At 67.6% G+C, this 21,412-nt stretch carries 8 protein-coding genes and 1 pseudogene; 8 read left to right on the top strand and 1 reads right to left on the bottom strand.

The window, feature by feature from the left end; genetic code table 11:
* Positions 1–688: 688 nt before the first annotated feature.
* The 7 genes from AC1DN0_RS31455 to treY all read left to right on the top strand — a co-directional run bounded on the left by AC1DN0_RS31455 (position 689) and on the right by treY (position 18,662).
* Complete coding sequence (locus AC1DN0_RS31455; protein ID WP_441627226.1) at positions 689–3,946, top strand: maltotransferase domain-containing protein; 3,258 nt, start codon at positions 689–691, stop codon at positions 3,944–3,946.
* The gene (locus AC1DN0_RS31450) at positions 3,943–7,422 is read left to right on the top strand and encodes a putative maltokinase (RefSeq protein ID WP_441627224.1); all 3,480 of its coding nucleotides are present in this window, start codon (positions 3,943–3,945) and stop codon (positions 7,420–7,422) included. The genes AC1DN0_RS31455 and AC1DN0_RS31450 overlap by 4 nt, the downstream gene beginning before the upstream one ends.
* 82 nt (positions 7,423–7,504) lie before the next feature.
* Entirely contained in the window at positions 7,505–9,718 is a 2,214-nt protein-coding gene (gene glgB, locus AC1DN0_RS31445) for a 1,4-alpha-glucan branching protein GlgB (RefSeq protein ID WP_441627222.1), read from the top strand.
* A 25-nt stretch (positions 9,719–9,743) separates the two neighbouring features.
* Positions 9,744–11,855, top strand: a complete 2,112-nt coding sequence (gene glgX / locus AC1DN0_RS31440) for a glycogen debranching protein GlgX (protein ID WP_477111993.1) — start codon at positions 9,744–9,746, stop codon at positions 11,853–11,855.
* A gap of 37 nt (positions 11,856–11,892) precedes the next feature.
* Positions 11,893–13,755, top strand: coding sequence for a malto-oligosyltrehalose trehalohydrolase (gene treZ / locus AC1DN0_RS31435; RefSeq protein WP_441627220.1), 1,863 nt, complete (start codon positions 11,893–11,895; stop codon positions 13,753–13,755).
* 10 nt (positions 13,756–13,765) lie between these two features.
* Positions 13,766–16,015 (top strand): 4-alpha-glucanotransferase, encoded by a 2,250-nt coding sequence (malQ, locus tag AC1DN0_RS31430; protein ID WP_477111992.1) that lies wholly within the window; start codon positions 13,766–13,768, stop codon positions 16,013–16,015.
* Positions 16,016–16,034: 19 nt separating this feature from the next.
* Positions 16,035–18,662: a malto-oligosyltrehalose synthase gene (treY, locus tag AC1DN0_RS31425; protein ID WP_441627216.1), complete on the top strand. Its 2,628-nt coding sequence runs from the start codon at positions 16,035–16,037 to the stop codon at positions 18,660–18,662.
* Positions 18,663–18,676: 14 nt separating this feature from the next.
* Here the strand turns inward: treY and tnpC are convergent.
* Positions 18,677–19,651, bottom strand: a pseudogene (gene tnpC, locus AC1DN0_RS31420) (IS66 family transposase); the annotation flags it as partial.
* 78 nt (positions 19,652–19,729) lie between these two features.
* Between tnpC and AC1DN0_RS31415 the strand changes: the two are divergent.
* On the top strand, positions 19,730–20,881 hold the full coding sequence (locus AC1DN0_RS31415) for an IS110 family RNA-guided transposase (protein ID WP_477146268.1): 1,152 nt from the start codon (positions 19,730–19,732) through the stop codon (positions 20,879–20,881).
* The last annotated feature ends 531 nt before the right edge of the window (positions 20,882–21,412 follow it).

Genomic DNA, 21,412 nt, shown 5'->3' with positions numbered 1-21,412 from the left:
GGCAACGAGCACTAGCCGACCGGCGCAAAGCTCGGAAGACGCTGCCGCGCGCATGCGCATCGAGACCTAGTGGACATGGCAGTTCTTATGCCTGGCAGACAACTCGCGGATCATCCTCACGTGCCCCGATAGTCCCCTGACCCCCTCGCATACCGCCGTCCATTGTGCTACGACGATGTGTGCCATTTCTCTCCTTGCGCACCCTTGGTCGTAAGTGCAGCGCACCGACCGGCGCGCGTGCGCGGTTCTGCCAGAACTGCTACCGCCGGACTATAGTCTTTACACATCCTGCCTCACTCGGCAGGCAAGCGTCGCTCAATGAACCTAATGCGTTCCGCCCGCGCGGCCGTGGCATTGCTGGCTCGTCCGGGGCATGCACCCGCCTGGCACGCGCTTCGCATATCCAGTGAAGCGCAATATCTTGCCGCGCCGCAGCAGACAGCCCGGGCCAGTTGGAGAAAACGCGACAGCAATGCGAACCGCCGCGATCGCCAGCATGCACGATGCCAGCGCATCGGCACCAGCCATCACTTTTCATCACCGCATCCGCCAATCGATATCGAAGGAGGTCCACCTTGAGCCCGAGCATGCTATTTGTGGCCTGCGAGGCGAATCCGCCCGGCACGCCCGCCTGGCGGCGGGCTGCCTACGGCCACTACGGCCTGACGGTAACCGGCGGGAAGACAACGTGCGAATCTGCCAGATAGACCTGTCGGCCACCCAGCTTGACGGCGCCCCCGTTGCCGATGCGCTGGGCCGCGCCGCGGCGCTCGGCTTCGACCATGTCCTGCTGGCAGGCTGGCCGGTCCTGCATGCGCCGGGCGCCGCTTTGACACGGGCCGTGGCGGCCTGCCGCACGCGCGGCCTGTCGTGCCTGCTGGAGCTTGCCCTGGACCGGTATCCCGAAGGCAGCGCCGGCCTGGATCCAAGCTGGCGCGAGCCCGGCGGCCTGGCCGCGGATCCGCGTGACACCGACAACCATCTGCCCGGCGTACGCTTGCGCTGGCACGATCCGCAAACTGCTTCGGCACTGGTCCCATGGTGGGGCGAGCGCCTGCGCTCGCTGGTGGCGGCCGGCATTGCCGGCTTCGTCTGCCGCGCGCCGGCACGCGTCGCCGGGCGGCACTGGGCCGAACTGATTGCCGGCGCTCGCCGCGCCGCGCCTGGCCGCAGCCTGGCTTTCCTGGCGTGGACTCCTGGCTTGGCGCCCACGCAACTCGACGACCTCGCGCGGGGCGGCTTCGATGGCGCCTTCTGCTCGCTGCCGTGGTGGGATTACCGCAGCGCCTGGCTCACCGATGAAATCGCGCGCCTGCGCCCATTCGGCGCCGTGCTGGCCGCGCCGGCGCTGGAAGCGGAGGGCACCGATGCGCTGGTTGCGCGGCGCGCCCTTTGGGCCGCCGCCACCATCGGCGATGGCCTGATGGCGCCGGCCGGATTCGAGGTGGGCGGCGACGGCGAGACCACGCCGCTCTATGATCTTTCCCAAGAGGTGATCCACGCCAATGCCTGGCTGGCGGCGCGCGGCTGTGCACCGGCGCGCAGCTTGCGGCTGGTGAATGGAGGCAATTCGCCCCTCACCGTGCTCTCGCGCACGGCCGGTGCCGCCGGCGAGGACGCTACGGCGATGGCCATCGTCATCAATCCCGATACCCAGGAGGCCGCCACGCTCGGCGCCGACCGCATCCTGGCCGCGCTGCCACAGGGCATGGGCGCGCTGCTGCCGGCCGACGGCGGCCCCGGTGGGGCGGACCATGCCGGGACCGTGCTCGACGCCATGGCCAATATTGCGCTTGCACCGGCCGGCATCCAGCTTTATCACCCGGTGCACAATGTCGCGCAGGCCGCACCCGCGCGGCGCGGCGGCAAGCGCATCGCCGCTGCCGTGCGTGACACGCTGGAAAAAAGCGTGGCCGCTGCCCTGAAGGCACCGCGCATCGCCATCGAGAACGTGACGCCGGCCTGCGATGCCGGGCACTTCGCGGTACGCCGTGTGGCGGGCGAGCGGGTGGAGGTGGAAGCCGATATCTGGATGGACGGCCATGACAAGCTGGCAGCGGTGTTGCTGTGGCGCGGCCCCGGCGAGCAGGAGTGGCAGCAGTGCGTGCTGGAGCCCGGCGTCAACGACCGCTGGAGCGGTAGTTTCCCCTTGCGCGGGATGGGCCACCACGAGTTTACGGTAGAAGCCTGGCGCGACACGTTCGCCAGCTGGTGCGACGAAGTCGCCAAGAAGAAACAGGCCGGGCTGGACGTGGCCCTGGAAATCGAGGAAGGCTCGCGCCTGGTGGCGGCGGCGGTGTGCACGGCGCCCGCCGCCGATGCCGAGGTGCACGCCATCGCAGCCGAGCTGGAAGCTGCTCGCGGCAATCCCGGGGACAATGCGCACCGACTGGAGCTGCTGCTGTCGCCGCGCACCCGCGCCGCCATGCGGGCCGCCGATCCGCGCGCCTTCTCCACGCGCCACCCAGTGGTGCTGCCAGTGGAGGCGGACCGGCTCGCGGCGCGCTTCGCCAGCTGGTACGAGCTGTTCCCGCGCTCGCAGAGCGGCGATACGCAGCGCCACGGTACCTTCGACGACGTCATCGCGCGGCTACCGGCCATCCGCGCCATGGGCTTCGACGTGCTGTACTTCCCGCCCATCCATCCCATCGGCCGCACCCATCGCAAGGGCCGCAATAACAGCCTGCGCGTCAACCCCGGCGAGCCCGGCAGCCCCTATGCCATCGGCGGAGAAGACGGCGGCCACGATGCGATCCACCCGGAACTGGGAACCTTCGACGATTTCCGCCGTCTGCGCGAGGCCGCCGCCGCCGAGGGCCTGGAGCTGGCGCTAGACTTCGCCATCCAGTGCTCGCCAGACCATCCCTGGCTGCACGAACATCCGGAGTGGTTCGCGCACCGGCCCGACGGCTCGCTGCGCTACGCGGAGAACCCGCCCAAGAAATACGAGGACATCGTCAACGTCGATTTCTACTGCAAGCCACCGGCGGACGCCGCGCTGTGGCTGACACTGCGCGACGTTGTCGTGTTCTGGGCCGAACAAGGCGTGCGTATCTTCCGCGTGGACAACCCGCACACCAAGCCGTTGCCGTTCTGGGAATGGATGATCGCCGACGTGCGCTCGCGCTTTCCCGACGTGCTGTTCCTGGCCGAGGCGTTTACACGGCCCAAGATGATGGCGCGCCTGGCCAAGCTCGGCTTCAACCAGTCGTATACGTACTTCACCTGGCGCAACCACAAGCGCGAGCTGATGGAGTACATGACCGAACTCACGCAAGGTCCGCTGCGCGAATACTTCCGGCCGCACTTCTTCGTCAACACGCCGGACATCAATCCCTACTTCCTGCACGATAGCGGCCGGCCGGGCTTCCTGATACGGGCCGCGCTGGCTACCCTGCTGTCGGGGCTGTGGGGCATGTACAGCGGCTTCGAGCTTTGCGAAGGCACGCCGGTACTAAAGGACGGCGTACCCAAGGAAGAGTATCTCGACTCCGAGAAGTACCAGTTGCGTGCGTGGGACTGGCAGCGACCTGGCAACATCATTGCCGAGATCTCGCGGCTGAACGCGATCCGTGCCAGCCACCCGGCTCTGCAGAATCACCTTGGCCTGCGCTTCTACAACGCCAGCGACGACGCTGTGCTGTACTTTGCCCGCTTCGTGCCACGCGTATCAGGACCAGCCGGCAGCCTCGAACGCGCCACCAGCTTCGGCGACGACGTACTGCTGGCGGCGATCAGCCTGGACCCCCACGCCGTGCGCGAGTCGGCTATCGAGCTGCCGCTGTGGGAATGGGGTCTGCCCGACCACGGCGCGCTGGACGCCGAAGACCTGATGCATGGACCTCGGTTTATCTGGCGGGGCAAGAACCAGCGTATCCGCCTGGACCCGCACGCCCTGCCGTTCGCTCTGTGGCGCGTCCAGCCGCTGCCCGAGGAGCCGGCATGAAACGCCTGACTGAACCGGGAAGCACCGCCCTTCTCAACGCCGACCCGCTCTGGTACAAGGACGCGGTCATCTACCAGTTGCACATCAAGTCCTTCTACGATGCCAACGGCGACGGCGTGGGTGATTTTGCCGGGCTGTCGGCCAAGCTCGACTACCTAGTCAACCTGGGAATCGACACCGTCTGGCTTTTGCCGTTCTATCCCTCGCCTCGCCGCGACGACGGCTACGATATCGCCGACTACCGCGGTGTCCACCCCGACTACGGCACCCTAGGCGAGGCGCGCCGCTTTATCGCCGCTGCGCACGCGCACGGCCTGCGCGTGATCACGGAACTGGTCATCAACCACACCTCGGACCAGCACCCCTGGTTCCAACGCGCACGCCGCAGCAAGCCCACCTCGGCGGCGCGCAACTATTACGTCTGGTCAGATACCGACCAGACCTACGCCGGCACGCGCATCATTTTCTGCGACGCCGAGAAATCCAACTGGAGCTGGGACCCGGTGGCTGGCGCGTATTTCTGGCACCGCTTCTATTCGCATCAGCCAGACCTGAATTTCGACAATCCGCAGGTGCTGCGCGAGGTCATGTCGGTGATGCATTTTTGGCTCGATATCGGCGTCGACGGCCTGCGCCTTGACGCCGTGCCCTACCTGGTCGAGCGCGAGGGCACCAGCAACGAGAACCTGCCAGAGACCCACGCCGTCATCAAGCAGATCCGCGCACACCTGGATGCCGACTACAGTGGCCGCCTGTTGCTGGCCGAGGCCAATATGTGGCCTGAGGATGCCCAGCAGTATTTCGGCCGCCCGCGCGCGCCGGCCGAATCCACGTCGCCGATATCGCCAGCGGTCACGGGCCACTTGTACCCTGCGGTCCCCGCCATGAATAGCGCCGGGGAATTGAGCAACGAGGGCACCGCGGTGCTGGGAGACGAGTGCCATATGTCGTTCCACTTCCCGCTGATGCCGCGCATGTACATGGCCATTGCGAGGGAGGATCGCTTTCCCATCACCGACATCATGCGGCAGACGCCGGAGATCCCACCCAACTGCCAGTGGGCGATCTTCCTGCGCAATCACGACGAGCTGACACTGGAAATGGTCACCAGCGCCGAGCGCGACTACCTTTGGGAGGTCTATGCGTCCGATCGCCGCGCGCGCATCAACCTCGGGATCCGGCGCCGCCTGGCGCCGTTGCTGGAACGAGACCGCCGCCGCATCGAGCTGATGAACAGCTTGCTGTTCTCCATGCCGGGCACGCCCGTGATCTATTACGGCGACGAGATCGGCATGGGCGACAACATTCACCTGGGCGACCGCGACGGCGTGCGCACGCCCATGCAATGGTCGCCCGACCGCAATGGCGGCTTCTCCCACGCCGACCCCGAGCGCCTGGTGCTGCCGCCGCTTCAAGGCCCACTCTACGGCTATGAAGCCGTCAACGTGGAGGCCCAGGCCCGCGATCCGCATTCGCTGCTCAACTGGATGCGCCGCATGCTGGCGCTGCGCCGCCAGCACCGCGCGTTCGGCCGCGGCACGCTGCGCTTCCTGTTCCCGGGCAATCGCAAGATCCTGGCCTACCTGCGTGAGTTCGAAGGCGAGCACATCCTGTGCGTGGCCAACCTGGCGCGGGCGCCGCAGGCCGTGGAACTGGACCTCTCCGCCTTTGCAGGCCGCGTGCCGGTGGAAATGATGGGCGCCACCCCCTTCCCCGCGATCGGCCAGCTTACCTATCTGCTGACGCTGCCGCCTTATGGGTTCTACTGGTTCGTGCTGAGCGAGGAAGCCCAGCCGCCTTCCTGGCATGTCGATGCCCCGGAGCAGATGCCTGATCAGGTCACACTGGTGATTCACAGCGCCGCGCAGACCGAGCTGACCGAAAGTTCGCGGCGGACGCTGGCCAACGAGGTATTGCCGCACTACATCAGGCGGCGCCGCTGGTATGGCGCCAAAGGCGAGCGGATCGGCAGCGTGAACATCGCTTACGCCATTCCGTTTGGCCGCGGCACCGCGGGCGAGGAAACCTATCTGTGCGAAATGGAGCTGGCGCTGGAGAGCCGCGCCGAGTGCTACCAGTTGCCGGTGGGACTGCTGTGGGACCGCGAAGGCCCGGGCGAAGGCGCTTCGCAGCTGGCGCATTCGCTGTCCATGGCCCGAGTGCGCAAGGGCAGCCGGGTTGGCCTGGTCACGGATGGGTTTGCCGTGGAGTGCTTTGCCCGCGAGGTGGTACGCGCGCTGCGCGGCGGGATCGAGTTGCTCAGCCCGCACGGCCCGATCCGCTTCCTCGGCGAACCTGGCCTCGCCGGGCTGCCACTGGAAACGGATGAGGTCCAGTGGATGTCGGCCGAACAATCCAACAGTTCGCTGTCCTATGGCAATTCGGCAGTGCTCAAGCTGGTGCGCCGCATCGCCGCGGGCATCCACCCCGAGGCCGAGATGACCCGCTATCTGACCGCCCAGGGCTACCGCAACTCGGCACCGCTGCTGGGCGAGGTAGTGCGCACTGGCACCGATGGCGAGCCGCGCACGCTGCTGCTGCTGCAGGGCTACATCCTCAACCAGGGCGATGCGTGGGGCTGGACTCTCGACTATCTCGGCCGGGCCATCGACGATGCCGTGCCGTCCGAGGACAGCGAGGAGGAATTCGCTGAGGCCTTGACCGGGTATGCCACGGTCGCTGGCACGCTGGGCCAGCGTCTGGCGGAGCTGCACGCGGTGCTGGCGCGCCCGTCCGACGATCCCGCTTTCGCGCCTGAAGGAGCCCGAGAAACACAGGCGCAGCAGTGGGCCGAGGAAGCCATGGCCGAGCTGGATCGCGCCGTGGTCCTGCTCGAAAAGCGCGCCGGGGAACTTGCGCGCCAGGCCCGCAACGATCGCTTTGCCGCCGACATCGATACCCTGCTCGCCGCTCGYGAACGGTTGCCTCAGCTGGTGGCCCGGCTCGCTGCGGTGGCCCCCGGCAGCCTGCAGACGCGCATTCACGGCGACTTCCACCTGGGCCAGGTGCTGATCGCGCAGAACGATACCTACCTGGTCGATTTTGAAGGCGAACCGGCCCTGCCGCTGGACTGGCGGCGGCGCAAGACTTCGCCGCTGCGCGATGTGGCGGGCCTGCTGCGCTCGTTCGACTACGCCGCGGCCACGGTCGGCACCGACCGCCACGAGCGTACCCACGCCACCCTGCCGCCGGCCCTGACCCAGCGCCGCGAGATGCTGCTCGACCGTTTCCGCCAGACCGCCAGCGAGGCCTTCGTGGCCGGCTACCTGCAGATTGCCGAGGCCGCGCCGCAGCCATGGGTCGAGCCGGAGCAGGCGCAAGCCTTGCTCGACCTCTTCCTGCTGGAGCGGGCCGCCTACGAGGTGGGCTACGAAGCGGCCAACCGCGTGGCGTGGGTCGACCTGCCGGTCAATGGTCTGGCGCGGCTGATCCGCAAACTCACAGGTGCCGCCGAGGACAACAGTGGACAAGACTGAGAGAACGCCGCCCCGCGACGGCCTGAAGGCCAAGTGGGCCCCTCGGGACAGACCTGGCGCGGGGCCCGCGGCACCGCCGCCCTTGGCCGTGCCGGACCTGGAGGCGCTGCTGGCGGCGCGCCATGCTGATCCCTTCGCCGTACTCGGCCCGCACCACGCGGCAGGCCATACCGTGGTGCGCGCCTGCCTGCCGGGCGCGCAGTCGGCCTGGCTGGCAGACGCCGACGGCACGCGGCTGGCCGAACTGGAACGGCTTCACCCCGGCGGCATCTTCGCCGGGTCCCTGCCCGGCAGCGCGGCAGCGCGCGACTATTGCCTCGGTATGCGCTGGACGGACGGCAGCGAGCAGGTCAGCGCCGATCCCTACGCCTTCGGTACCTTGCTGGGCGATCTCGACCTGCACCTGATCGCCGAGGGGCGCCACTTCGAGCTGGGCCGCTGTCTGGGCGCGCAAGCACAGGTCCTGGACGGCGTCGAGGGGGTGCGCTTTGCCGTATGGGCGCCCAATGCGCGCCGTGTCTCGGTGATTGGCGACTTTAACGGCTGGAACCCGGTGCGCCACCCGATGCGGCTTCGCCATGGCGCCGGCGTCTGGGAACTGTTCATTCCCGGCGCGATGGGTGCCGCCCCGGGCAGCCGCTACAAATTCGACCTTATCGGGGCGCACGGCGAGCCGTTGCCCGACAAGGCTGATCCGGTGGCACTGGCTACGGAGGGACCGCCGGCCACCGCCTCGGTGGTCGCGCAGCCGGGTACTTCGGCGCCGCCGTATGCCTGGCACGACCAGGCCTGGATGCGCCATCGGGCCATCACCGACGCGCACGCCGCGCCCATGTCCATCTACGAAATACACGTCACCTCCTGGCTCGCCGAGGTCAACGATCCCGTGCACGGCTGGGAGCGCCTGGCCGGCCGGTTGATCCCCTATGTGCGCGAGCTGGGCTTCACCCATATCGAACTGCTGCCGGTGATGGAACATCCTTTCGGCGGCTCCTGGGGCTATCAGCCGCTGTCGCTGTTCGCGCCCACCGCGCGGTTGGGGCCGCCGCAGGCGTTCGCCGCCTTCGTCGACCGCTGCCACGAAGCCGATATCGGCGTCATCCTGGACTGGGTGCCGGCGCATTTCCCCACCGACCCGCACGGGCTGGCCGAGTTCGACGGCACGGCGCTCTACGAATACCAGGATCCACGCGAGGGCTTCCACCAGGACTGGAACACGCTGATCTACAACCTGGGCCGCAACGAAGTGCGCGGCTTCATGCTGGCCAGCGCCCTGCACTGGCTGGAGCAGTATCATGTCGACGGCCTGCGCGTGGATGCGGTGGCGTCGATGCTCTATCGCGACTATAGCCGCGAGCCCGGCCAGTGGGTCCCCAACCGTTTCGGCGGGCGCGAAAACCTGGAGGCCGTGGCCTTCCTGCGCGAGCTCAATACCGTGGTGCGCGAGCGCTGCCGTGGCGCCATGACCATCGCCGAGGAATCCACCGCATGGCCCGGGGTGACCGCGTCGGTGGAGAGCGGCGGGCTGGGCTTCACCTTCAAGTGGAATATGGGGTGGATGCACGACACGCTGCTCTATCTCTCCCACGATCCAGTGCACCGCGCCTGGCACCACCAGGACATGACCTTCGGCATGATCTATGCATGGTCGGAGGCCTTCGTGCTGCCGATCTCGCATGATGAAGTCGTGCATGGCAAGGGCTCGATGATCGGCAAGACTCCCGGCGACAACTGGCAGCGCTTTGCCAACCTGCGCGCCTATTACGGCTTCATGTGGACGCACCCTGGCAAGAAATTGCTCTACATGGGCGCGGAGTTTGCCCAATGGCGCGAGTGGAACCACGACACCGAGCTGGACTGGTCCCTGCTGGAGCAGCCCGAGCACCGCGGCATGCAGGCGCTGGTGCGCGATCTCAACCACCTGCACCGGGAACTCCCGGCGCTGCATGCGCTGGACCACCGACCCGAGGGCTTCGTCTGGGTGGTGGGCGACGACAGCCGCAACAGCGTTTTCGCCTACCTGCGCCGGGCCGCGCCCGGCAGCCGCGAAGTGGTGCTGGCGGTGGTCAACATGACGCCGGTGGTGCGCCTCTGCTACCGACTGGGCGTCCCGTTCGCGGGCCGCTGGCAGGAGTGCATCAACACCGATGCCGCCTGCTATGGCGGCAGCAACGTGGGCAACGGCGGCGAGGTCCTGGCCACCACCACGCCCTCGCACGGCCTGCCGGCATCGCTCACGCTCACCCTCCCGCCGCTGGCCACGCTGGTCCTGCGCTTTATCCCGGAAGGAGCCTGACTTGCCCCTGGTCCCCACCACCCGCATGCTGCCCGGCAAACCGTACCCGCTCGGCGCGCACTGGGATGGGCTCGGGGTCAACTTTGCCGTGTTCTCCGCCAATGCCGCGCGTATCGACCTCTGCCTGTTCTCTGCAAACGGCCGCAAGGAGCTAGCGCGAATCACGCTGCCCGAATGCACCGACGAGGTCTGGCACGGCTACCTGCCACACGCGGCGATCGGCACAGTTTACGGCTATCGCGCGTTTGGCCCTTACGAGCCGACCAAGGGGTACCGTTTCAACGCGCACAAGCTGTTGCTCGATCCCTATGCGCGGCAGTTGAGCGGGCCGGTGCGCTGGTCCGAAGCGCTGTTCGGCTACCGGCTGCAAAGTCCGCGCGCCGACCTCACGCCCGACCGCCGTGACAACGCCCCCGCCATGCCCAAGGCGGTGGTGGTGGACACCAGCTTCCACTGGGGCGACGACCGCACGCCGGACGTGCCGTGGGAGAAAACCGTCATCTACGAAGTCCATCCGCGCGGCCTGTCGATGCTGCGCCAGGACCTGCTGCCGCACACGCGCGGCACCTTCGCCGCACTGTGCGACCCGCGTTTTATCGACCACCTTCACAAGCTGGGCGTAACCGCCGTGGAACTACTGCCCATCCATGCCTTCCTGCAGGACCGCTTCCTGGTGGAGCGCAGCTTGCGCAACTACTGGGGCTACAACACGTTGGCTTTTTTCGCGCCAGAGCCGGCTTATCTCAGCATCGGTCAGCTCAACGAATTCAAGGTAGCGGTGCGGCGGCTGCACGCGGCGGGCGTCGAGGTCATCCTCGACGTGGTCTATAACCACACTTGTGAGGGCAACGCGCTCGGCCCGACGGTATCATGGCGCGGACTGGACAACGCCAGCTACTATCGGCTCATGCCGGGCGATGAGCGCCACTACATCAACGACACCGGCTGCGGCAACACGCTCAACCTGTCACACCCGCGCGTGCTGCAGATGGTGATGGACTCGTTGCGCTACTGGACCGAGTGCTTCCATGTCGACGGCTTCCGCTTCGATCTCGGCACCACGCTGGGACGCGAGGGCAATGGCTTCGACCCCGGCGCGGGCTTCTTCGACGCGATCCTGCAGGATCCGGTGTTGTCGCGCGTCAAGCTGATCTCCGAGCCCTGGGATCTTGGCCCCGGCGGCTACCAGGTGGGCAACCACCCGCCCGGCTTTGCCGAATGGAACGACAAGTTCCGCGACACTGTGCGGCGCTACTGGCGCGGCGACGCCGGCCAGCGCGGCGACTTGGCCGCGCGCCTGGCCGGCTCGGCCGATTTGTTCGACCGCCGTCACCGCAAGCCCTGGGCTTCGGTGAACTTCATCACCGCGCACGACGGCTTCACGCTGGCCGATCTCGTCAGCTACAGCACCAAACACAACGAAGCCAACTGCGAGGACAACCGCGACGGCACAGACGACAACGCCAGCGCCAACTGGAGCCCGGACGGCAGCGTGGAAGGTCCCACCGACGACCCGGTGATCCTTGAGACGCGCGGGCGCGTGGCGCGCGCGATGATGGTCACGCTGCTGCTCTCACACGGCACGCCGATGCTCACCGCGGGCGACGAATGGAGCCGCAGCCAGGTCGGCAACAACAACGCCTATTGCCAGGATAACGAACTCTCCTGGCTGGACTGGGACGACGCGGGCAGCGCCGCCGGCCGCGCCATGACCGCTTTTGTCAGCCGCCTGCTAGCGCTGCGTCGGCGCCTGTACGCCTTCTCCGAGGCCCGCTTTCCCCACGGGCGCCGCGAATTGGAACCGGGGCTAGCCGACATCGCGTGGTTCGATACGGACGGCCACGCCCTCAGCACCGAACAATGGTCCGACCCCGGCGGCTGCACCCTAGCCATGCGGCGCGCCGCCAGCGGCCCGGATGGCCAGATCCAGGTGACCTTGCTGCTGCTCAACGCTGGCAGCGGTGACGCCACGTTCCGGCTGCCGGAGCCGGCGCAACACTGGCAGTTGCTGATCGACAGCAGCCAGCCTGACGCGTCCGATGCTGGCGTCGACACACCTACCCTGACCGTCCCGGCGCATGCCGTGGCGCTGTTACTGGCCGCGCCGCCCAGCGACGCGGACTCGCAATGGAGTTAGCCCAACCCGTTCCCAGGCCATTGAAGGAGGCCGCATCATGAACGCCTTGCCATCGCTGCCGGCGCCGTCGCCATTGCAGTCATTCGGTCCCAGCCGGCTTGAGGACGGGCGCATGCGCTTTCGCCTGTGGGCACCAGATGCCGCCGCCAGCGGCCAGCCTATACGGCTGGAGATCGCAGGCTTTGGGCCGGTGCCGATGTGCGCGGTCGCGCCCGGCCCGGGCGAGAGCGAGGGCTGGCTCGAGGCGATTGCGCCCTGCTGCCGGGCCGCGCGCTACTGGTTCCGGCTTGACGACGGCAGCACCGTGCCCGATCCCGCCTCGCGCGCCCAGGCCAACGACGTCGATGGCGCCAGCCTGGTCTGCGACCCGCACGCCTACATCTGGTGCCACCCGTACTGGCGTGGCCGCCCCTGGCACGAGGCGGTTGTCTACGAAATGCATGTCGGCCTGTGCGGCGGCTACGCCGGCGCCACAAGGCAACTGCCGCGCCTGGCCGCACTTGGCATTACGGCGGTGGAACTGATGCCGCTGGCCGAATTTCCTGGTGGGCGCAACTGGGGCTATGACGGCGTGCTGCCGTTCGCCCCGGAATGCAGTTATGGCAAGCCCGATGAACTCCGCGCGCTGGTGGACTGCGCGCACGGCTTGGGCATGATGGTGCTGCTCGACGTGGTCTACAACCACTTCGGCCCGGAAGGCAATTTCCTTCACCGGTACGCCGCCACGTTCTTCCGCAGCGATGTGCGCACGCCATGGGGGGCGGCCATCGATTTCCGTCAGCCCGAGGTGCGCCGCTTCTTTACCGAAAACGCCTGCTATTGGCTGGAGGACTTCCGCTTCGACGGATTGCGCCTGGACGCCGTGCACGCCATCGTCGACGAAGGCTGGTTGCGGGAAATGGCGGGCGAGGTGCGCGCGCGCCATCCTGGCCGGCATATCCACCTCGTCCTGGAGAACCACGACAACGACGCCTCGCTGCTGGCGGCAGGCTTCGATGCGCAGTGGAACGACGATGGCCACCACGCCCTGCACGTGCTGCTGACCGGCGAGTGCGATGGCTACTACGGGGACTATGCCCGGCCAGCCGGCGATGCGCCTGCCGAGGAATCCGCTGCCCCCATGCTGGCACATCTCGCCCGAGTATTAGCCGAAGGCTTTGCCTACCAGGGCGAGGTCTCGCCAACGCGCGGCACACGCCGCGGCCAGCCCAGCGCCGCGCTGGCGCCCACCGCCTTCGTGCTGTTCCTTCAAAACCACGACCAGACCGGCAATCGCGCACTAGGCGAGCGCCTGACCCGGCTGGCGCAGCCCGATGCGCTGCGCGCGGCGGTCTTGCTGCAACTGCTGTGTCCGCAGATCCCGCTGGTCTTCATGGGCGAGGAGTACGGGGCGGAAACGCCGTTCCTGTATTTCACCAGCCACCCGCCCGAGCTGGCCGAGGCCGTGCGCGCCGGCCGCCGCCGGGAGTTCGGCGCGGTGGCCGCCTTTGGCGATCCGGAGCGCGCGGCGCTGATCCCCGATCCGAACGACCCCGCTACCTTCGAGGCGTCTCGTCCCCCGCTCGATGGCGACAACGCGTGGAGCCAATATTACCGTGCGCTGCTGGCCATCCGCCAGCGCGAGCTGGTGCCGCGCCTGGCGGGCAGCACCAGCGCTGGCGTGCGCATCGTAGGCGAGGCGGCGCTGGCGGCAAGCTGGCGGCTGGGCGACGGCGCGCTGCTGACGATCTGGATCAACTTCTGCGATGCACCCGCGTCGAGCTCGCCGGCGGGCATGCCGCCCGTCATTCCCGGCCGGCTGCTGGCCCAAAGTCGCGAAGGCGCCGAGCAGGCTCTGGCCAAGGGGCTGCTGCCTCCGGCCTCCGCGATTGCCTGCCTGGACGCTCCCGCTCACCCCTAACGAGGCCAGCATGGATCCCCCCGATACCGCGCATGAAGGAGCCTTGCAGGCACTGCACACCTTGGCCGACCGGGCCGGCCTGCTGGTCCATTGGCAAGATGCCCAGGGCCGTGCGCGCGAGGTCGAGCCCGATACACTGCGCGCCATGCTCGGGAAATTCGGGCTGCCCAGCGCCACAGTAGGTCAGTGCGAGGCCGCGCGCGCGCAGTTGGCCGCCGAGGATGCCGAGCAGGGCTTGCCGCCGTTGATCACCGCGGACCAGGGCGAGCCCGTGGCAATCGCATCCGGGCATACCCTCTCGCGACAGGCGTACCGGCTCGAACTGGAAGACGGCAGCGTGTTGAACGGCACCGCCCGGCGCGATGCCAGCGGCATCCTGCGCGTGCCGGCCATCGTTGCCAGTGGCTATCACCGGCTGATGCTCGGCAATGACGAAGTCACGCTGGGCGTGGCGCCGGCGCGCTGCTTCGGGATGGCCGATGCGTTGCGCATGCGGCAACACAGTGAACGCGATGACCGCGATGACGATAGCCGGCGGCCTTGGGGCCTCTCTGTGCAACTGTATTCCCTCCGCCGCGGCGCCGCAGCGGGGCTGGGCGACCTCACCGCCCTGGCGCAGTGCTGCGAGGCCGCCGCACGCGAAGGCGCCGACGCGGTCGCCATCAATCCGCTGCACGCCGGATTTGCCGCCTTGCCGCAGCGCTACAGCCCCTACGCACCGTCCAGCCGGCTGTTTCTTAACCCGCTCTATGCCGACCCCGCCGCCGCCTTCGGCCAGCATGCCGTCGCGCAGGCCGAAGCGGCGCTGGGCCTGCGCGCGGCCCTGCAGGCGCTCGAAGCGCGCACTGAGATCGACTGGCCCGCACTGGCCCAGGCGCGCAACGCCGTGCTGCAATGGCTGTGGCAGCGCCGCGCCACGCTGCTGCCTGCCCGCGCGGCGCAGGCATTCGCGGCGTTTCGGCGGCACCACGGCGCCTCTCTTGAAGTGCATGCGCGTTTCGAAGCGCTGCAGGCCCATCACCTGGCAGCTGCCGGCAGCCAGGAGCAAGCGGCCGCCGCTTCCGACTGGCGGCGATGGCCCGTGACCCAGCACTCGCCGGAAGCCGCCTCGGTGGCGGCCTTTGCGAGGGCCAATGCCGATGCCGTGAGCTACCACGCCTTCGTGCAGTGGCTGGCGGCGGACGGGCTGGCCGCCGCCCAGCATGCCGCGCGCGGCGCAGGCATGGCAATCGGCCTGATCGCCGACCTCGCGATCGGTACCGACGCGGGTGGCAGCCACGCCTGGGCGCGTCAGGATGAAATCCTGCCCGGCGTCTCCGCCGGAGCCCCGCCCGACCTGTACAACCCGCAGGGCCAGGACTGGGGGATTTCCGTGTTCTCGCCGCGCGCGCTGCGCCGACGGGGCTTTGGCGCCTTCATCGAGATGCTGCGCGCCAACCTCGATCAGGTGGGCGGCCTGCGCATCGACCATGCGCTGGGCCTGGCCCGCATGTGGCTGGTGCCCGATGGCGCACTGCCCGCCGCGGGCGCCTACCTGCGCTTCCCGTTCGACGACCTGCAGCGGCTGATCGCGCTGGAATCCTGGCGGCACCGCGCCGTCATTATCGGCGAGAACCTCGGCACCGCGCCGGCGACCTTCAACGCCAGCCTGGCTGCGCGCGGCATACTCGGCATCGATGTGCTGTGGTTCGAGCGCGAAAGCGCGGCAGCCGATGCCGGGGACTCAGCTGCGCAACCCGCCACGTCCGGCACCCCGCCCGTGCCCGCCTTCCTGCCGCCCGAGCGCTGGCCGCCCGAGGCGGTGGCCACCACGACCACCCATGACTTGCCCACAGTGGCCGGCTGGTGGGCTGGCCGCGACATCTTCTGGCGGGCGCGCCTGGACCAGCTCGGCGCCGAAACCGAGTGCGGCGCACTGGTCGCGCGCGCCGGTGAGCGGGCGGCGCTGTGGCAGGCGCTGAGCGCCGCAGGCCTGGTACGCGGACCGGGACCCGGCCCCGACCGCCCGCCGCTTGAAGCCATCCTGGCCTGGCTCGGCCGGGCCAGCACGCCACTGTGCCTGGTGCCGGTGGAAGACCTACTGGGCGCCGTCGAGCAGCCCAACCTGCCCGGCACGGCGTCGGGCCACCCCAACTGGCAACGCCGGCTGGACGCCGACGTGCGAACGCTGTTTTCCAGCCCGCCAGTGCGCCAGCGCATTGCCGCGCTGCGCAGCGCGGGCACGAGCGGTCGCGGCGCGCCGGCGACGAATTCCCGATAACCCGGAAGAGAGACACTGAATGCTCCAACCTTGCCTGCCACCCCGCGCCACGGCTCGCCTGCAGCTCCACGCCGGCTTCACCTTCGGGCACGCTGCCGCGCAGATCGATTACTACGCGGCACTCGGTGTCAGCCATCTTTACCTCTCGCCGATCTTCAACGCGCGCCCGGGCTCGACCCACGGCTACGACGTCACGGATTTCCGCTCTATCAATCCGGAACTGGGTGGCGAGGGCGGCTTCTACCGTTTTGCTGAACGCGCCCGCGAACGTGGCTTAGGACTGGTGCTGGACATCGTGCCCAACCATATGGCGGCCAGCCCTAATCACAATCCCTGGTGGCGCGATGTGCTGGCGCGCGGGGCGGAAAGCGCGTACGCCCATCACTTCGATATCGACTGGCATTCTTCCGACCCGGACCTGCACGGCCGCGTACTGCTGCCCATCCTGGGCAAGCCCTACTGGGAGGCGCTGTGCGCCGGTGAGTTGACGCTGAGTTTCGATGTGCGGGCGGGCCAGCCGGTCGTGTGCTACGGCGAACACGCGCTGCCGCTGGCGGACGATACCTTCGAACCCGCCGCGGCTGCGAGCCTGCCGGGCGAGTTCGACGGGCGCGACGCGACGGGCCGCGCCCGCCTGCACGCCCTGCTGGAACGGCAGTACTACAGGCTGGCCTGGTGGGCCACGGCAGCCGACGAGCTGAACTGGCGGCGCTTTTTCGAGGTCAGCGAGCTGGTGGGTATGCGGGTGGAACAGGCACCCGTGTTCGAAGCGATTCACGGGCTGGTGTTGCAATTGTTCCGTGAGGGCTGGATCGACGGTGTGCGGGTGGACCACGTGGACGGCCTGGCCGATCCGGCGGCCTACTGCCAGCAGTTGCGCGCCCACCTCGCCGCACTCGCGCCCGACCGGCCGCCGGGACGCGCCATCGCGTCCCCGTGGCTGGTGATCGAGAAGATCCTGGCAGAGCAGGAGACGTTGCACGCGGACTGGCTGGTGGACGGCACCACCGGCTACGACTTCATGAATGAAGTGGCCTGCGTGTTGCACGACGGCACAGGCGCAGCCGCGCTCACCGGGCTTTGGCAGGAGATGAGCGGCGAGACGCGCTGCTTCGAAGAGCAGGTGGAGTCGGCCCGCGGCCATATGCTCGGCCATCACCTAGTCACTGAGTACGAAGGCGCTTGCCGTCGTCTGCATGCCTGCGCGCGCAGCAACCCTGCCACCCGCGACCTGACGCTGGCCAGCCTGCGGCGCGCGCTGGCGGCGCTGCTGGTGCGGCTGCAGGTCTATCGTACCTACTTCAGTGAGCGCGTACGGACCCGCGAGGACAAGGCGGCGCTGCAGCGCGCCGCCGACGCCGCGCGTGCCACGCTGGCTGCCACCGACCTGCCGGCGCTGGCACGCTTGCTGTCATGGCTGGCAGACCCGGCCGGCGACAACACGGCGCTGGGCGAGGCGCGCACGCGCGTGCAGCAGTTGATGCCACCGCTGGCCGCCAAGGCCGCCGAGGACACCGTCTTCTACCGCTACGGCCGCTTGCTTTCGCGCAACGAAGTAGGCAGCAACCCCGCCACCCTGGCCCTGCCGCTCGAGGACTTCCACGCGCGCATGGCACAGCGCGCACTGGCCTGGCCGAATGCCATGCTGGCCACCGCCACCCACGACCACAAGCGCGGCGAGGATGCGCGCATGCGCCTGGCGGTGCTGAGCGAGCTTCCTGAAGAGTGGGCCGAAACCGTCAGTCTGTGGGAGATGCAGTGCCGGCCCTTGCTGGCACGTTTGCCGTGCGGCCCCGACGGCACGGACCGATTGATGCTGTACCAGACGCTGGCCGGCGCCTGGCCAGCCGGGCTGGCGCCGGGCCACGCGGAGGGTGTATCGGCGTTGCTTGCCCGCGTGCAAGCCTGGCAGTTGAAATCGATCCGGGAAGCCAAGCGGCACGGTAGCTGGACCAGTCCCGACATCGCCTATGAGGAAGGCTGCGCAGCCTTTCTCGATGAGCTCGGCGCCGACACGTCCACAGGTGGGGTTCTGGCGCAGCTCGCCCGATTTGCCCGCCGCATCGCCGTGCCAGGCACCATCAACAGCCTGACGCAGACGCTGGTGCAACTGACGGCGCCCGGTGTGCCCGACCGCTACCAGGGTGCCGAGGACTGGGATCTCAGCCTGGTCGATCCCGATAACCGCCGCCCGGTGGATTTCGAGTCGCTGCGCGCCCGGTTGGATGACACATCTGGGTGGCCCGAATGGCTCGCCAACTGGCAGGACGGCCGCCTCAAGCTGCAACTGATCCGCAGCGGACTGGCCGCACGGCGGGCCCATGCCGAATTGTTTGCCGCCGGGGACTATGGCCCCATCGCGCTGGCCGGCCCGCTCTCCGCGCACGCGCTTGCATTCATGCGCCGCCATGGGCAGGCGCAGGCACTGGTGGTCGGCACCAGGCTGGCCGCCCGGCTGGCCGAGAGCGACCGGCCCATGCTCGCGCCAGCGCAATGGCGCGACACCGCTCTGCGAGTCGGACGCGGGGACAACAGCCATTGGGTGGATGTCCTGACCAGCCGCCAGCTGGACGCGCGCGCCGGCTGCCTGGCCTTGGCCGAGGTGCTGGAAATACTGCCAGTGGCCCTATTGTTGCGCACCAGGTGACGCGCATCCAATCTGCGCCAGCGATGTGGTAGCAATTCGGCGATGCTGCTGGCGCGGTGCGTTGGTAGCCGTGTGATCACGTCTTTCAGATAGGCGTACGGATCGTGACCATTGAGTTGCGCTGACCGAATCAAACTCATGATTGCCGCGGCACGCTGTCCCGCACGCAAGGAGCCGGCGAACAGCCAGTTCGCCCTGCCTATCGCCCACGGGCGGATCTGATTCTCGACCCAGTTGTTGTCCACGGGCACGTCCCCGTCCTCAAGATAACGCGTTAGTGCTTCCCAGCGCTTGAGGCTGTAGTCGAGCGCCTTCGCAATCGCGGAGCGTTCCGGAACGAGCTTGCGTTGGCCGGTCATCCACGTGTGCAGCGCCTCGGCCACCGGCTTGGCGCGCAACTGACGAAGCGCGCGTCGTTTGTCGGCCTTCAGATCAACTGCCTCTCGCTCGACGTCGTAAAGCGCGGCGAAGAACTTCAAGGCCTGCTCGGCAATCTGGCTCTTGTTGCTGGCATGCAGGTCGAAGAACTTTCGTCGCGCGTGAGCCGCACATCCGATTTCGATGATGCCTTGCTGGAATCCGGCCTTGTACCCGCCGTAGTCATCGCACACAAGCTTGCCCTGCCAGTCACCCAGGAAGGTGCGGGAATGCTCGCCGGCGCGGCTGTCGGCGAAGTCATAGACTACGGCTCGCACGTCTGCGAATTGCGTTGCGGTATACGCCCACAGGTAGGCACGATGCGTTTTTCCCTTACCGGGACTGAGCATCTGCACCGGCGTCTCATCGGCATGCAGCACGCCCTGTTGCAATATCTCCTGATGCAGCGCGTCGACCAGCGGCTGCAACCGCACTCCGCACACGCCTACCCAGGCTCCAAGTGTCGACCGCGGGATCGCCAGACCGGCGCGCGCAAGGATACGCTCCTGCCGGTACAGTGGTAGGTGGTCTCCGTATTTGGAGACCAGCGTATGGGCCAGCAGTCCGGCAGTAGATCCTATGAAGCATCTAGGCCTCGCCACGCCGAGGCCTAGAATCAGCGTGCCGAGCTTGGCTCATAGGAGACCATCATGCGTACAGATCAGGCATACACGGGTACAGAGGAGCGGGTGTTGGCGGTCTCGCTTGAACTGGCAACCGYGAAGTGGAAGGTCGCGTTACACGACGGGCAGCGCGAGCAACCGGCTATACACACCGTCGCCCAACCGCAGGCGGCAACCCGCTTGCAGGCCGTGCTGGACCTGATCGAATACCAGAAACGCAAGTGGTCGCTGCCGGCAGGCGTGAGGCTCGCCGTGAGCTACGAAGCCGGCCAGGACGCGTTCTGGATCTATCGCGCGCTGCCGGCACGAGTGATCGACTGCTATGTTGTCGATCCGGCCAGCATTCCGGTCGAGCGCCATCAGCGACGGGCCAAGACCGATCGGCTCGATGCGATTAAGCTCGTCATCAACCTACGCGCGTGGCTGCGAGGCGAGCGCGACCGCATGCATGTGGTTCACGTGCCGTCTTCGCAGGACGAGGCGTCACGCCAAATGATGCGCGATCGCGGGGCACTGCAGAAGGAGGTCCTGCAGCATCGCGACCGGATGCGCAAGCTGCTGGCCACGCTCGGTTGCTGGGATGACGTCGACAGCAAGGCCTTCGCCAACCGCCTCGCCCGTGACGAGGTGCTGTGCCACGACGGCGAACCGCTGCCGCCCGAGTTGCGTGAACGGCTGCTGCGCGAGTGCGAACGCTTGGCGCTGGCGGAGAAGCAACTCGCCGTGCTCGAGAAGACGAGACAAGCAATCCTGCCGGCACCCGCGCGCAAGCGGATTGATGCCCTGGCACGCCTAAAGGGGATTGGCGAAGTGGGTGCGTCGCGCCTCGCCCTCGAACTGTTCTGGAGAGAGTTCAGCAACCGATGCCAGGCGGGTGCCTGCGTAGGCCTGGTGCCGCAGCCCTACGATAGCGGCGAGAGCCAGGTAGACCAGGGCATCAGCAAACAGGGCAACCGGCGGGTCCGCGCTCTACTGGTCGAGATGGCATGGTGCTGGCTGCGCTACCAGCCCGACAGCGCGCTGACACAGTGGTTCATCCAGCGCACGCAGGGCACGGGACCGAATCGCCGGGCGCGGCGCATCGCCATCGTCGCGGTCGCCCGACGCCTCGCGATTGCGCTGTGGCGCTATCTGAAGGACGTCGTCATCCCTGAAGGCGCACACCTGAAGTCGGCCTAAGCCCTCAGGCTTAGCAGGAAGGAGGTAAGGTTTAGCCAGACAGTACGTAGCAGACACGGTTTGAAGTGGACATGCCCGTGGCATTCCTGGGTTGCTGATGCAACCGATTCATGTAGATGGGGCATGTTCCCGGCGACGTTTCCGGCGTAACGCGCATGCAGGATGAGGCCGGCCAGGCGCCGGCGGATAGAAGGTGGTCGGACGTCACGTCCGACGCGCGCACAATCGGCTTCAGACTACTGGCTGCACGTAGGTACTGGCGCGTCGTTTGCAATGGAGGTGCTGAATTCGATTGCAGTCAAATACTAACCAGTTTACCAAAGGGCTTGACAAAGTGCTGCTCATAGAAGGAATGCCCTTGTCGATGATGTGCGGCGGCATGGATAACCAACCACTGTCAGATTTAGTCTAGGCTATTACATATTACCTGGCCGCATAACGGTACCCCACCTACGGCCTGCGTCTGCTGTTTGGAAGGCAGTCCTTTCAGCACAATGATGTAACGGCGAACACGCCGTTTTTTCACTCGCC

Source organism: Cupriavidus sp. 05N39, from assembly GCF_056397325.1.
Note: the sequence above shows the minus strand (reverse complement) of the source record. Positions and strands in the feature narration are given on the sequence as shown.